General features: G+C 52.8%; 14 protein-coding genes. 6 read left to right on the top strand and 8 right to left on the bottom strand.

Annotated features, from left to right (window positions below):
* Genes DEV76_RS25915 through DEV76_RS11250 form a run of 3 tightly spaced genes read left to right on the top strand, consistent with a single transcriptional unit; the run spans position 1 to position 1,773 of the window.
* A complete protein-coding gene (locus tag DEV76_RS25915) occupies positions 1–219 on the top strand; it encodes a hypothetical protein (protein ID WP_157962833.1) in 219 nt (72 codons plus the stop codon).
* Positions 159–1,007: a sensor histidine kinase gene (locus DEV76_RS11245; RefSeq protein WP_109698000.1), complete on the top strand. Its 849-nt coding sequence runs from the start codon at positions 159–161 to the stop codon at positions 1,005–1,007. Before DEV76_RS25915 ends, DEV76_RS11245 begins: the two co-directional genes overlap by 61 nt.
* Before the next feature lie 10 nt (positions 1,008–1,017).
* A complete protein-coding gene (locus DEV76_RS11250) occupies positions 1,018–1,773 on the top strand; it encodes a LytR/AlgR family response regulator transcription factor (RefSeq protein WP_109698001.1) in 756 nt (251 codons plus the stop codon).
* A 1-nt stretch (position 1,774) separates the two neighbouring features.
* On the opposite strand, the gene DEV76_RS11255 is transcribed toward DEV76_RS11250, so the two are convergent.
* The 5 genes from DEV76_RS11255 to DEV76_RS11275 all read right to left on the bottom strand — a co-directional run bounded on the left by DEV76_RS11255 (position 1,775) and on the right by DEV76_RS11275 (position 7,205).
* A complete protein-coding gene (locus DEV76_RS11255) occupies positions 1,775–3,547 on the bottom strand; it encodes an ABC transporter ATP-binding protein (protein WP_109698002.1) in 1,773 nt (590 codons plus the stop codon).
* A gap of 80 nt (positions 3,548–3,627) precedes the next feature.
* Complete coding sequence (locus DEV76_RS11260; RefSeq protein WP_109698003.1) at positions 3,628–4,221, bottom strand: HAD family hydrolase; 594 nt, start codon at positions 4,219–4,221, stop codon at positions 3,628–3,630.
* Positions 4,218–4,949 (bottom strand): SDR family oxidoreductase, encoded by a 732-nt coding sequence (locus tag DEV76_RS11265; RefSeq protein ID WP_109698004.1) that lies wholly within the window; start codon positions 4,947–4,949, stop codon positions 4,218–4,220. Before DEV76_RS11265 ends, DEV76_RS11260 begins: the two co-directional genes overlap by 4 nt.
* A gap of 22 nt (positions 4,950–4,971) precedes the next feature.
* Positions 4,972–6,318: an FAD-binding oxidoreductase gene (locus tag DEV76_RS11270; protein ID WP_109698005.1), complete on the bottom strand. Its 1,347-nt coding sequence runs from the start codon at positions 6,316–6,318 to the stop codon at positions 4,972–4,974.
* A complete protein-coding gene (locus tag DEV76_RS11275; protein WP_109698184.1) occupies positions 6,318–7,205 on the bottom strand; it encodes a decaprenyl-phosphate phosphoribosyltransferase in 888 nt (295 codons plus the stop codon). The genes DEV76_RS11270 and DEV76_RS11275 overlap by 1 nt, the downstream gene beginning before the upstream one ends.
* Before the next feature lie 114 nt (positions 7,206–7,319).
* Here DEV76_RS11275 and DEV76_RS11280 point away from each other — a divergent pair, with 114 nt between their 5' ends.
* Together DEV76_RS11280 and DEV76_RS11285 are read left to right on the top strand one after the other, a co-directional pair.
* Positions 7,320–8,939, top strand: coding sequence for a hypothetical protein (locus DEV76_RS11280; RefSeq protein WP_109698006.1), 1,620 nt, complete (start codon positions 7,320–7,322; stop codon positions 8,937–8,939).
* 46 nt (positions 8,940–8,985) lie between these two features.
* The gene (locus DEV76_RS11285; protein WP_109698007.1) at positions 8,986–9,891 is read left to right on the top strand and encodes an EamA family transporter; all 906 of its coding nucleotides are present in this window, start codon (positions 8,986–8,988) and stop codon (positions 9,889–9,891) included.
* Here DEV76_RS11285 and DEV76_RS11290 read toward each other — a convergent pair whose 3' ends face one another.
* Both DEV76_RS11290 and DEV76_RS11295 read right to left on the bottom strand, forming a co-directional pair.
* Positions 9,892–10,566 carry an MgtC/SapB family protein gene (locus tag DEV76_RS11290; RefSeq protein WP_109698008.1) on the bottom strand — a complete coding sequence of 225 codons (675 nt, stop codon included), beginning with the start codon at positions 10,564–10,566 and terminating at the stop codon, positions 9,892–9,894. It lies immediately after the preceding gene.
* Positions 10,567–10,572: 6 nt separating this feature from the next.
* On the bottom strand, positions 10,573–10,827 hold the full coding sequence (locus DEV76_RS11295; RefSeq protein ID WP_109698009.1) for a hypothetical protein: 255 nt from the start codon (positions 10,825–10,827) through the stop codon (positions 10,573–10,575).
* Between the two features lie 79 nt (positions 10,828–10,906).
* Between DEV76_RS11295 and DEV76_RS11300 the strand changes: the two genes are divergently transcribed.
* Complete coding sequence (locus DEV76_RS11300; RefSeq protein WP_109698010.1) at positions 10,907–11,839, top strand: phosphoribosylaminoimidazolesuccinocarboxamide synthase; 933 nt, start codon at positions 10,907–10,909, stop codon at positions 11,837–11,839.
* Between the two features lie 39 nt (positions 11,840–11,878).
* On the opposite strand, the gene DEV76_RS11305 is transcribed toward DEV76_RS11300, so the two are convergent.
* A complete protein-coding gene (locus DEV76_RS11305) occupies positions 11,879–13,219 on the bottom strand; it encodes a DUF418 domain-containing protein (RefSeq protein WP_109698011.1) in 1,341 nt (446 codons plus the stop codon).
* Positions 13,220–13,246: the final 27 nt, after the last annotated feature.

Raw genomic sequence — 13,246 nt, forward strand, 5'->3', positions numbered from 1 at the left:
ATGGAAGCCTTTCTCAGAAAATACGCCCTCCGCATCGCCATCACCGCCATGTTCGTGGTCATTGCCTGGACGATCCGCGAAGGCCTGCGCCCCATGCCCCTCTCACAGCATCTGCTGGGAAGCATTCCTGTCATTATCATCACTCAGTCATCTGGACGGTGCTCACCCTCATCCACCGCCTGCTCGATAAGGTATTCCCTTTCACCAAAAGCGATGTAGGCCGTGTGTTCCTGCAGATCGCCATCGGCACCCTGCTTATCTGGGGCATCCGCAGCGCAGTGTTCTATGTAATCCAAAACTCCTTCCGGATCAATATCGACCCGCTCACCTCCGCCATGGTAGCCACCATCAATAACTTCGTGTCTATCACCATCAACATCGCCCTCATCGGCCAGTATTACGCACGCCGCTGGAAAGAGGGGGTGGTCAAGGAAGAAAGGCTGGAGCGGGAGAAAACCCAGCTGCAGTTCCTACACCTTAAAAATCAGGTAGACCCGCATTTCCTGTTCAATGCATTTACCTCGCTGGACAGTCTCGTACAGTCTAACCCGCCACTGGCGTCCCAATTCATCCGCCATCTTTCCAAAGTATACCGCTATGCATTGCAGAACCGGGACAAGGATGTGGTGATGCTGGAAGCAGAACTGGAGATGCTGCAGCATTATATTGCTTTACAGAAAATACGATTTGGCACCTCGCTGGAGATTGATATTGAGATGAATGAAATGCCGGTGGAGAAGGGCATTGCGGCTGTCACACTTCAAATGCTGATAGACAATGCCATCAAACACAACGAAGTACATGCGGATCATCCCTTACGGATCAGCATATACGTTAAAGACGATTACCTCGTTATATCGAACAACAAGCAGATCCGCAGGCAGTTGGCGGCTTCTGATAAACAAGGTCTTCAGCAGCTGAAGCAATTGTATACTTATCTTTCTGAGCGGGAAGTGAAGGTGGAAGAAGACGAAAACCGGTTTACCGTGGCACTGCCGCTGTTATAAAAACGAACCCATGAGAATACTGATTCTGGAAGATGAACCGCTTGTAGCCACGCACCTGATAAAACTGGTAAAGGAGCTGGAACCGGCATGGCAGATACTGGGCCCGGCAGCCAGTTTGCGGGAAGCCACGTTACTCATGCAGGCAGGGCCTGATCTGATTCTGGCAGACATCCAGTTGTCTGACGGCATCAGCCTCGACCTCTTCCATCACCTCCAGCCCGCCATACCCGTCATCTTCACCACTGCTTACGATCAGTACGCCATCCGCGCGTTTAAAATAAACAGCATCGATTATCTGCTAAAACCCGTTGATCCCGAAGAGCTTGCCGCTGCCTTCCGTAAATACGCTTTACTGCGGGATAAATATGCCAGTCCGCAATTTATGGGGGAGATCATGCAGTTTGTACAGAACCAGCAGCAGAAGCAGCTTTTCAAGGAAACGTTTACCGTGCATTCCGGTAAAAACGTATACATGTTCCCGTTATCCGAGATAGCGGGCTTTTCTAAAAGTGAAGTAATATATCTCCATCATGCCGATGGCCGCCAGTGGATTACCGACTTCCGTTCCCTCGACGAGATCGAGGAGCTGCTGGACCCCGTGCAATGCTTTCGTGCCAACCGGCAGTTTATCGTGAACCGCGCATATCTCGCTGGTTTCAAAACAGACGATACCAGCCGCCTTACCTTACATTTCAAAGCAGTGAACCTGCCAGCCGTGATGGTTAGCAAGGATAAAGCCGCAGCGTTCCGCGCATGGCTTAGCTGATCTAATTGGTGAATTGGAGTTCGCTGAGGCCGCGGTACAGGCCTTCAGACCGGCGCATGAGCTCTTCATGCGTACCCGTTTCCGCTACCTGCCCCTTATCGATCACCACGATCATATCTGCCCGGCGAACGGTGCTAAGGCGGTGAGCGATCACTATTGAGGTGCGGCCTTCCATCAGTTTCTCCAGCGCTTCCTGCACCAGCTTTTCTGATTCGGAGTCTAAGGCAGAAGTAGCCTCGTCGAGGATGAGGATGCGCGGGTTCTTCAGCACCGCCCTTGCAATAGCGATACGCTGCCGCTGCCCGCCCGATAACTGAACACCTCTTTCACCCACAATGGTATCGAGGCCTTCGGGGAACTGGCGGATGAACTCCCAGGCATTGGCCTGCCGGGCGGCATCCATGATGGCTTCCTCATTGGCAGAGGGGTCGCCATAGGCGATGTTCTCCCGGATAGTGCCTCCGAAGAGGAACACATCCTGGGGCACAACGGCCATCTGGGAACGCAGGAGGGAGAGGTCGTACTCCCGGGTGTCCTGTCCGTCGATATAGATATGCCCGCTTACCGGGTCGTAGAAGCGTAATAAGAGGTTTACGATAGTGGATTTACCCGCCCCGCTGGGCCCTACTACAGCCACCTGCCAGCCGGGTTCGGCATGGAAGCTGACATCGCGCAGTACGGGAAGGTCTTTCCGGGAAGGATACTGAAACCCAACGTGCTGGAAGCGGATTTCCCCGCGGAACTGCGGGCGGCGATCGGCGGGAGGCAGCAAATGAATATCTTCTTCCGGCTCATCCAGAATTTCCAGCAGGTGCTCGGAAGCACCCAAAGCACGCTGGATGCGGGTGAAGATTTCTGCCAGTCCGCTAATGGAGCCACCAATGAACCCGGAATACAGCACAAAGGAGAAGAGGTCGCCCACGGCGAAACCGTCTCCGATCATGAGCACCCCTTTCCAGATAACGGCTACCATGGCACCGAAAAGACCGAAGATGAGGAAGGAAACGAATAAGCCCTGGTATACTCCGGCCTTCATGCCTGTTTTAGCTACCTCATCCGTTTTGGCACTGTAGCGGCCTATTTCAAAAAACTCATTGGCAAATGCTTTTACGTTGAAGATGCCTTGCAGGGTTTCTTCCACGATGGTATTGGAATCCGCGATCTGGCCCTGCACCTGTTTACTGAACCGGCGGATGAATTTCCCAAAAACAACTGCCAGGATGCAAATGGCGGGTACAATGGCCAGCATAAAGAGGGTTAGCTTCCAGGAGGTGTATGCCAGCAGGGCAATACCGCCTACAATCACGATCACCTGCCGGAGGAATTCCGCGAGTGTAGTGGTAAAGAGGTCCTGCAGCTGGGAAATATCGGAGGAGATGCGGCTGTTCAGTTCTCCCACGCGCCTTTCAGAAAAGAACTTCATGGGCAGGCGGATGAGGTGCCCGTAGGTAGCCTGGCGGAGGGCTGCCACGGTTTTCTCGGTAACAGACACAAAAATGCGGATGCGGAAAAAGGAGAAGATGGATTGCAATGCCAGTACGGCCACCAGCATCATCCCGATGCGGTTGATGTGCAGATGAAGCTCCCCGGCCTGGCCAACGTTGATAAGATCGCCCAGCAGTTTAGGGAAAGCAAGACTGGTAGCGCTGGAAAGCATCAGCATGATTAGCCCAAGGGCAAACTGCCAGCGGTAGGGTTTGGCGTATTGGTATAATCGGGATACTTTCCGGATGCCTTCGAACGAGATCTTTGCGCGCTTTTGCTGTTGCTCCATACAATGAAATTAACGATTCCTGCCGGAGTAGACGGACGAGCGCGGGAAATATTGTATCAGGGGGGAAATTAAGCCCCGGGTTATTCGAACTCCCGGAAGCCTTTGTGCTGTGCCAGCTCCAGCATTTCTTTATCTCCGGAGGAGTCGCCATAGGCGTAGATCGTCTGGTAAGGGGTCAGTTTTACCGATTCGCGGATGCGGCATACCTTTTCATCGCCATTGCAGTTTTTACCCTGCAGCAGCCCGGTAATACGGCCATCCTCAATGGCAAGGCGGGAGCCCAGAACGGGCACTCCCAGTTTTTCGGCCCATGGGCGTACCCAGTTTTCGGCGGAGGCGGTAACGATATATACGGCATGCCCTTCCGACTGGTGCCAGGCTATGGCGTTCACTGCTTTGGGGCGCAGCAGCTCCGGCAGGCGCTCCCGGCAAAAGGCGTCGCATTGCTCCTGGAATGCCGCTACGGGGGTGCCGTTGAAGTAAAAACGCAGCACGATCTCTTTCATCCGCTGGTTGCTGATCACCTTCATTTTGAACAGCACCAGCAGGGGCGATAGCAGGGCCATGCCGGCATATAATGCCGCCTTGCCCTTATGGAACCGGATGATCTCGAAAAGGGTGTCTTTCCGGGTAATTGTGCCGTCAAAATCGAAAAAAGCGATCGCCTGCTTCACAGTTTCTTCTTTTTGAATATGGGTTCCGGGATATTACGGATAATCGTCATGATATATCGCCAGAACCACTTGGTATACAATACGTTCTTCTTATTCTCCGCTGCCTTGTAAATATCTTCCGCCACCTCTGCCGGCTGGGCCGTGAGCAGTGGAGGGAGGGTAAGGTGCTCCGTCATCTGCGTAGCCACGAATCCCGGCTCTACGGTCATCACATGCACGCCGGCATGCCAGAGGCGGTTACGCAAACCGGAAAGGTACGCTGTAAAGCCTGCTTTGGCACTGCCGTAGAGATAATTGCTCATCCGGCCCCTGTCTCCCGCTACGGAGCTGATGCCGATGATGGTACCCGTACCACGGGCTGCCATGCTTTCTGCAGCAATATTGAGGACAGACACGGCGCCTGTGTAATTGGTATTGATAATGCGGGAAGCCTCGTTCCAGTCCTGCTGCCCTTTCTCCTGATCGCCCAGGTAACCGAACACGCAGATAACAATATCGGGCGGGGTGGGGAGCGACTGGTAAAAAGCGCCGTGGGATTCGAAGTTAAGAGCATCGAAAGCGTGTACGGTAGCTGCGATCCTGTGGCGGATACGCAGGTCCTGTTCAAGGGGGCGCAGCTGGTCGGGGTTCCGGGCTGCTAACTGAAGGGTATGGCCGGCGGCTGCATAGCGGCGGGCAAGGGCTACGGCCATATCGGAACCGGCGCCGAGAATGAGTACGGTAGGCATATCGTTCGTATCGGGTCTGCTATTACCCGGCGTTGTTTGATGCGAATTGAAAATTGAGCCTGTCTGACTGTGCGGAACGGAATTTACCATCGGGGTTCCATTCCTTTACGATCTCTTTAAAGCGCTGTGCATTGGGGTAACTGTCCCAGAATACCCGTTCCTGCATCCGCGCATCCTTAGTAAGGTAAAGGCGGCCGCCGTATTCGAGCACCAGTGCGTCCAGTTCATCTAAGAAAGGGAACAGCCCTTTACGCACCGGGAAGTCGAGCGCCAGGGTATAACCTTCCATGGGGAAAGATATGAGATCATCCTGCGGCCCGAACGTCTTCAGCACAGCAAGGAAAGATCCCCATCCTTTATCACTGATCTTTTTCAGGATAGCCACCAGTCCGTCTTTCTTATCCATCGGCAATACAAACTGGTACTGCACGAAGCCATCTTTCCCATAACCGCGGTTCCAGTGAAGGATGGCATCCAGCGGATAAAAGAATGGCTCATACGGCACTACGTTCTCGATCACGCGCCTGGTATTCTTGCCGTAGTAGAGGGCGTTAAACAGTTTAACGGTGAAGTTATTAAGTACGAAGCCGGGCAGGTTGAAGGGAAGCGTGAGCTTCATTTTATTGGGTAACGTAAGGGGTGCCTGTGCGGCTTTGGCATTCAGCTGCTGCTTTGTAGCGTGTTCGCCAACGATGAGGATGCTCCGGCCAAAGGAATCGCCTTTCTGCAGGCAATCTATCCAGGCCATGGAGTACGTATAATGTTTGTGTTCTTCGAACAGCTGAATTACTTCGTCGAGGTTCTTTGCTTTGATCTGCTTCTGTGCTATATAGGCCGTTTCAATCTTCTTCAGCCTGAACTTTACGGTGGTGATAACACCGGTGAGGCCCATACCGCCGCAGGTAGCCCAGAAGAGATCGGTTTCCGTTTCGGGAGAGCAGGTAACCATTCCCTTGCCGGTGAGCACGTTCATGCAAATAATGTGATTGCTGAAGCTGCCTTCGGAGTGGTGGTTCTTGCCATGTACATCAGAAGCCACGGCGCCGCCGATGGTGATGAACTTGGTGCCCGGTGTTACGGGCAGGAACCAGCCGCGGGGAACGATGATGTCGAGGATCTGGTCGAGCGTGAGGCCCGACTGGCATTCGAATATGCCGTTCTCTTCATCGAACAGTATGGCTTTATCGAAACGCAGGGTGGATATGCTGTGCTCTCCGAGCGAAGCATCGCCGTAACAACGGCCATTCCCACGCGCAATAATATGATCGTGTGAGTTAACGTACTGCAACAGTTGATCCTCCGAAGCGAAGGATACTTCATCACAGTCTAAAGCGGGATAATTGCCCCAGTTTGCTATGCTTTTTCGCATTATTCAAAAAAACTTTTATTCGTCGGTAAATAAATGATCACATAAAAGCTAAGGATCCACAGGAGAATGGTCAGTTGAATAAAGCGGTCTTTGTATAGGATTTTGGTGGGAGAACCTGTGTCGTTATCGACATAAGTTATTTGCAAATATCGTAATAATCCGGCAATAACAAAAATGCTGGTATAGTAAAGACGGTAGGTTTTGAAGTGTTCCATCGTTACCGGGCTCATGGTGTACATGAGATACGACACGATGATAACCGCAGAAACCAGTGCCAGCGAAGCGTTCAGGAAGTCGAGATTGTAGCCTTTCGAAGCTTTGCGCATATCTTTCCCCGACTGGATTTTCAGCAGCACATCATCCCGCCGTTTAGCGATGGCCATAAATACAGCCAGCAGGAACACCATGATGTTCAGCCATTCGGATGTAGCCACTTCTCCCGCAACACCTCCGGCTTTCACACGCAGTACAAACCCCGCTGCCAGAATGAGGATATCGAGAATGGATACATTTTTAAGCCCGAAGGAGTAACCAAGGTTCAGGAGGAAGTAGATCCCCAGTACAAACATGAACTTGAAGCTGATGAAATATGCCCCCACGAAGCCCAGCGCCATCGCCAGTACGAAAACTGCCAGTCCGGCTGCAGGAGACACTGCTCCGGAAGCTAAAGGCCTGTTCTTTTTCTCGGGATGCGCCCTGTCTGCCTCAATATCCTTATAATCATTGATGACATAGATACTGCTGGCAACCAGAGAGAAACAGCAGAATGCCAATGCCAGCACCTGAAGTTTTTCCACGTCGAAAATCTCGCCAGCAAAGAAGAGAGGAATAAAAAGGAAAAGATTTTTGGCCCAGTGTTTTGGCCGTAGTAGTTTCAAGTATTGCACGGGGATTGACAATTAACAGGGCGTAAAATACAATGTTTATCAGGAAATGTCGCTAGTTTTGATGGTTTAAATTAAAGTTACGGTTATTACCTTTACCCAGAAACAATCCCAAACATGGCCAATCCCTTCCTGACCCCACGCCGGGCAATGGTATTAGAATGTCTCATGATCGTAGTACTGGCCTGCGTGCCACTGTTTGCCACATTCCCTTACCGGGTAAACATCTTCCTGTCGTGGGAAGGCGCTTACCGTCTATCAGAAGGCCAGGTGCCTTACCGTGATTTCGGATTGCCGCTGGGCTTCGGTTACTGGCTGGTTCCCGCTCTATTCTTTAAGCTGTTCGGCCCCGCCCTCATATCCCTCGTGAAAGCGCAGGTATTCCTCAATATCGTGGGAGGCCTCAGTTTCAGGTACATAATGAAGCAAATGCGTGTGCCCACTGCCGTCAGGGTACTGGCCGTGCTGGTTTTCATCCTGTCTTATTCCTTCGTCAACTTCTGGCCCTGGTATAATAATACCGTAATCATTTACCAGCTTGCAGGACTCGCGTTCCTGTTACGCGGTCTCGAAAGCGGCCGCTGGAAGTGGCCGGCCCTTTTCCTCGCAGGCGCCTTTACCTTCCTCAGCTTCTTCACGAAGCAGGACGGGGGAGGCCTTGCCATGCTGCTGGCCCTTGCCCTGCTGGGATACCATACCCTCAATACCCGCCGCTGGCAGGAGCTGGCCGGCTTCCTCGGCAGCTATGTGCTGGTAGCCTGCATCTTCATCGTTCCCTTCCTCAGCCATGGATTCGGATACTGGTTCAACCACGGGCAGCCTCCGCATTCCTCGCGCCTGTCGTTCATGGATATCATCGAAGTACTCCTCATTGAAACGCAATGGATCAAGTTCTACTTCGCTCTGTCGGTAATACTGATGATCCCGGCACTGAAAGCGCCGCGTGCGCTGTGGCAGAACCGTGGACTGATGCTTTTCTTCCTACTTACCATCGGCATCCTCGTGGAAGCAGCGCTGTTCCAGGTAACAAGTTATACGCCTCCCGATAATAATATCTTCTTCCATGGCTTCGCCATCGCGTTCATCCTTACCCGGCTGTATGATCTTACAACCGTAAGGTTCGATGAATGGAAGCCCTTCTTCGCCGCAGCCGCAGTGGTATTACTGTGGTGGTCTGCCAGCTATTTCAAATACATCTCCCGCATTCTGTACCAGCTGAATCCGCCAGTGGCCACGGCTCCCGTACCCGGCGGAGAGAACGTGGTGAACAGGCATAATTACATGGTGAACCTGGATACAACGGATGTGCCCACCAGCGAATGGACCTTCTCCTCCCTCCCGGAATTCCGCAAAATCTATATGCCGCCTTCCACCGTTGCGGGCATCGACCGTATCATGGCGCTCCCTGAAGTAAAGAAAGGAAAGGATGCTAAAGTACTGAACCTCACGGAGCTCACCCCGCTCGACCACGCCATAGGCTACACGCAGGAAACCGGTCATAACATCCCGTTATGGCATCACCTCGGCGTAGGCATGTTCAATGCACAGCTGGAGGAATACGTACAGAAGGTGCGCAGCAAACATTATGATCTCGTTATTTATGAATATGCGCCTACGCTGAACAACTTCTTCCCATGGGCGCTGCGCACTGAGCTGCAGCAGAATTACCGACAGATAGATTCGTTCCATGCGCCACGGAGACCTACCAATGCCATGATCGAAGTATTTGTCAGGTAAGGGCAGAAGCGTAGCTTTGCGTGCCGGGTATGCCCGGCCTTAAACCATGCAACAACGTTCCAATAAAGCCAAACTAATACTGGCACTCAGTCTCGTTTACGTACTGTGGGGTTCCACTTACCTGGGCGTAAAGATCGCTACGGAAGTGCTGCCGCCTTTCCTGCTGTCTGTTCTCCGCTTCATACTCGCCGGGAGCCTCATGCTGGGCATTGGGTTCGCAGTGGAAAAGACGCGGCCTACCAAATTACAATGGCGTAATGCCGCCATCATTGGCGTACTGCTGATAGGGATCGGTAACAGCTCAGTGGCTTTTGCCCTGGCTTATATGCCTTCCAGTCTTGTTGCTTTGTTTATTGCTGCCTTACCGGCATGGTTCATCGGATTAGACTGGCTGTTCTTCAGTAAGAAGAAGCCCTCGGCGCTTACATTCTGCGGACTTGCCCTTGGATTTGCCGGCCTCTTCTGCATCTTCGACCCTTTTTACCTCCTGCACCCCGATAATGTGGTCCGTAATTACCCGCTATGGCCTGTTGCCGTACTAACGGCAGGTTCCATTGCCTGGGCTTACGGCTCCCTGCTTAGCCCACGGCTGGATACACCTCCGCAGCTAACGTCGTCGGGCATACAGATGCTTTCCGGCGTGGTGGTGACCGCGCTATTGAGTGTAATACTGGAACAAAAAGACTGGCAAACGGTGGGAGAGATGACCAGCCGTACCTGGCTGGCGATAGGATACCTCGTGGTATTCGGCTCACTGGTGGGGTATACGGCCTTCAGCTGGCTGGTGAATAACGCGCCGCCGCAGGTTTCCGCTACCTATGCATATGTAAACCCCGTAGTGGCGGTGTTCCTGGGCTGGGTGTTCCTCGATGAAACACTGGCCCCGCACGCTATGGCAGGATCCGCTGTTGTAATTGCAGGGGTGGTGCTGATGACCACCCGGAAGAAGTAATTATTTCGCCAGCTCCACCTCAAACTTAATTACATCCCGGTGGGCGAGGAGGGCATCGTTCATGGCGGTGAGGTGGGCAATGGAGCCGGTAAGCTCGTATTTCCCTTCGTACACGATCAGTCCCGTTTCCTTTTCAGTGGATTTGGTGGTGGAAATTGCCAGTGTCCGCAGCCGGTAAGACCCGAACAATTCAATCATAGCCTCCGGCGAAAGGGTGTTTTCCGCATACTGGATGGCGTAGTACCGCCGTTCGCGCTGACGGCTGATGATCCGTTCCGCGTAAGAAAATCCCCATAGTGTAAATAAGGTGAAGAATACGGCAAAGGCCGCGAGGTCGTATTTGCCCACTCCAATGGCCATACCTATGGCGGAGGAGATCCAGATAACCGCGGCTGTCGTGATCCCGTCTATGGTAAAACCTCCCCGGAAAATAACCCCGGCACCGATGAAGCCTACGCCGGTGAGGATGTTGGAGGCGATACGGTCGCCCGACTGCAGGCCCCCGAAATGTATGCTCAGGATACTGAACAGGGCGGAGCTCATACAGATAAGGGTGATGGTACGCACCCCGGCCGCCTTGCGCTGTACTTCCCTTTCCAGCCCCAGCAGGAACCCTGCCAGCATGGCAACGGCCAGTTTAATGATCATCGGGTATTCGATATGGAATTCGCTCATACGCTTTTAACAGGTTTTAGGTACGGGGAGGTGGTTCACCGCTATGAGGCGGTCGAGCCGCAGCTCCCTACCGGCCTCGGTAAGCAAAAACTCTGCCTTGTTACGGACATAGAGGTCGCGGATGACGGCAGTTTCTAAATGAGGCTGCCCCGCCTCATCCAGGTATTCGAGGGTAACGGGCTCCCGGAGGGTGGCCCAGGCTTCCAGGCGGTCGTAATAGTTGCAATCTATGGGCTGATACGAAGGATTTTGGGCATCCATAAAAAAGCTTTGATTTTTTAATCCCGGCTGGCCTATTTTTGCAGCTCAGAAAACAGGTAATCTATTAAAATAAACCGGAATGTTAGAATCTGCATTTAAATTTCCGAACCAGACGGCCTTTTACAAAGGTAAGGTACGGGACGTGTATACCATCGCTGATAAATGGATGGTAATGTTTGTGAGCGACCGTATCTCGGCGTTCGATGTGGTACTTCCCCGCCCGATCCCCTACAAAGGTCAGGTACTGAACCAGATTGCGGCTATTATGCTGGATGCCACCAAAGACATCGTGCCCAACTGGGTTAAATCCGTACCCCTGCCCAGCGCTACTGTGGGCCTGAAATGCGAAACCTTCCCCGTGGAAATGGTAGTTCGCGGTAACCTCACCGGCCATGCCTGGCGCACCTACAAAAGCGGCAAACGCGAACTGTGCGGTGTTACCCTTCCGGAAGGACTGAAGGAGAACGACTACTTCGCTTCTCCCATCATTACCCCCACCACCAAAGCCCATGAAGGCCATGACGAAGATATTTCCCGCGAGGAAATCATTTCTTCCGGCCTGGTGAGCAGGGAAGACTACGAGAAGCTGGAGCAATACACCCTCGCCCTGTTCCAACGCGGGCGTGAGCTGGCAGCTAAGCGTGGCCTCATCCTGGTAGATACCAAGTATGAATTCGGTAAGATCGGTGATACCATTTACCTGATCGACGAAATCCACACCCCCGATTCTTCCCGCTTCTTCTATGCCGAAGGCTATGAAGAAAAGCAGGCCAAAGGCGAGCAGCAGAAGCAGCTTTCCAAAGAATTCGTGCGCGAGTGGCTCATGGAAAACGGTTTCCAGGGTAAAGAAGGCCAGCAGGTTCCGGAAATGACCGACGCATTCGTTGCCAGCGTAACAGAACGCTACATCGAGTTGTTCGAGAACATCACCGGCCAGCAGTTCAAAAAAGAAGACGTAAGCAAGGACGATCAGGAAAAGATCATCCTCGAAACCCTCCAGAAACTGGGTTAATAAAAAAGGGAGCAGCTGAACACTGCTCCCTTTTCATTTTTATGCCATCTGCATCATGGGCACGCCCCGCCGGAAAGGCTGGCGCTTCCAGTACGTCAGCGAGCGCCATACCCATTCCAAAGGCCCGAACAGGAAATACCGCAGCCAGATGTTGCTGTAAATAACCTGAAGCATCCACACGCCGCCTACCACGTAATACAGCTGGTATCTTTCCAGCGCACCATACCATCCCAGTCCGTACCCGTAGAAGAACAATCCGCATAATAAGCTTTGCATGAGGTAATTGGTGAACGCCATTTGTCCGACGGCGGCCATTCCCCTGAAGAATCCCTTCGCGATTCCGGCTTTAAATATCAGCATGATAAGCCCGATATGCCCGAGCAATACCAGCACCCGGCGTATCTCGTACCAGGAGAGGAACACCCTGTCTGCCAGGCGCGTCACATCAAAACGGATATTGAGCACTTCCCGCATTTCCCAGTATTGAATGGAAAGCCCCAGGGCATAACCGGTTAACATCAGCACGGTATAAAACTGCCGAGACCTGGCACCGGTGAGTACCCCCGCTTTGAAGAGCGCCATACCGAGGAAGAAGCAGATGATGAGGTCCCAGTAAAATAGATCGTACGGCGAGAAGTTCTGGAAATGGGCGTTTCGGGGAACCGACCAGGCCATTACCCGGAAGTAGTTACCACGCATTTCCGCCACCTGTTCCGCATCTTCTTTGCGCTGGGCTTCGGGGGTATGCTTCTTTTGATGCTCTTCCCATGCTTCCTTCTGTTTCTCCTGCTTGGGGGTCAGTTTTACCTTTTGTTTTTCCAGCACGAGAGCCTGTTCCCCTTTGGCACGGAGCTCCTTTTTCTCATACAAATCGGCCGTAGCCATGAAGGTGCCTATCAGCAAAGCCACTGCGGCAATGATGAGCAGGGTACGGGATTTCAGGCGGCGAAAAGGGTAGAGGAGCATACCGCCAAGGGCATACACGTACAGCACATCGCCCGACCATAGCAGCAGGTTGGCATCAATGATACCAAATGCAAGGAGCCAGAGGAGGCGGCGGTAATAGATGTCTGCCGGCGGTGTAAGGGGATCGGTCCTTTTCTCCAGGCGGTCCAGCAGCAGCACGCAGCCTGCCCCGAAAAGCAGGGAGAAAATACCCCGCATAGTGCCTTCAAAAAAGAAGCCCGTTACCCACCAGGTGTAGTAATTAGGGCCTGAAAGCTCGTTATGGAGCAGCAGGTTTTCGCCACGGTTATCGGGGAACCCGAACATGAGGATGTTCATGAGCAGGATGCCCAAAAGGGCAATACCGCGCAGACTGTCGATGATCTGCAAACGGTCGGAGGCGCGCAGGGGTGAGGCGCCGGGTATAGTTGGCATATAGCAAGGTTTGAATAAAAGTAAGCC

Source organism: Chitinophaga deserti (assembly GCF_003149455.1).
GTDB classification, from domain to species: Bacteria; Bacteroidota; Bacteroidia; order Chitinophagales; family Chitinophagaceae; genus Chitinophaga; species Chitinophaga deserti.

Coding starts and splice junctions, on each gene's coding strand:
- DEV76_RS25915 (WP_157962833.1), top strand. CDS start 1: ATGGAAGCCTTTCTCAGAAAATACGCCCTCCGCATCGCCATCACCGCC.
- DEV76_RS11250 (WP_109698001.1), top strand. CDS start 1,018: ATGAGAATACTGATTCTGGAAGATGAACCGCTTGTAGCCACGCACCTG.
- DEV76_RS11255 (WP_109698002.1), bottom strand. CDS start 3,547: ATGGAGCAACAGCAAAAGCGCGCAAAGATCTCGTTCGAAGGCATCCGG.
- DEV76_RS11265 (WP_109698004.1), bottom strand. CDS start 4,949: ATGCCTACCGTACTCATTCTCGGCGCCGGTTCCGATATGGCCGTAGCC.
- DEV76_RS11270 (WP_109698005.1), bottom strand. CDS start 6,318: ATGCGAAAAAGCATAGCAAACTGGGGCAATTATCCCGCTTTAGACTGT.
- DEV76_RS11280 (WP_109698006.1), top strand. CDS start 7,320: ATGGCCAATCCCTTCCTGACCCCACGCCGGGCAATGGTATTAGAATGT.
- DEV76_RS11285 (WP_109698007.1), top strand. CDS start 8,986: ATGCAACAACGTTCCAATAAAGCCAAACTAATACTGGCACTCAGTCTC.
- DEV76_RS11290 (WP_109698008.1), bottom strand. CDS start 10,566: ATGAGCGAATTCCATATCGAATACCCGATGATCATTAAACTGGCCGTT.
- DEV76_RS11295 (WP_109698009.1), bottom strand. CDS start 10,827: ATGGATGCCCAAAATCCTTCGTATCAGCCCATAGATTGCAACTATTAC.
- DEV76_RS11300 (WP_109698010.1), top strand. CDS start 10,907: ATGTTAGAATCTGCATTTAAATTTCCGAACCAGACGGCCTTTTACAAA.
- DEV76_RS11305 (WP_109698011.1), bottom strand. CDS start 13,219: ATGCCAACTATACCCGGCGCCTCACCCCTGCGCGCCTCCGACCGTTTG.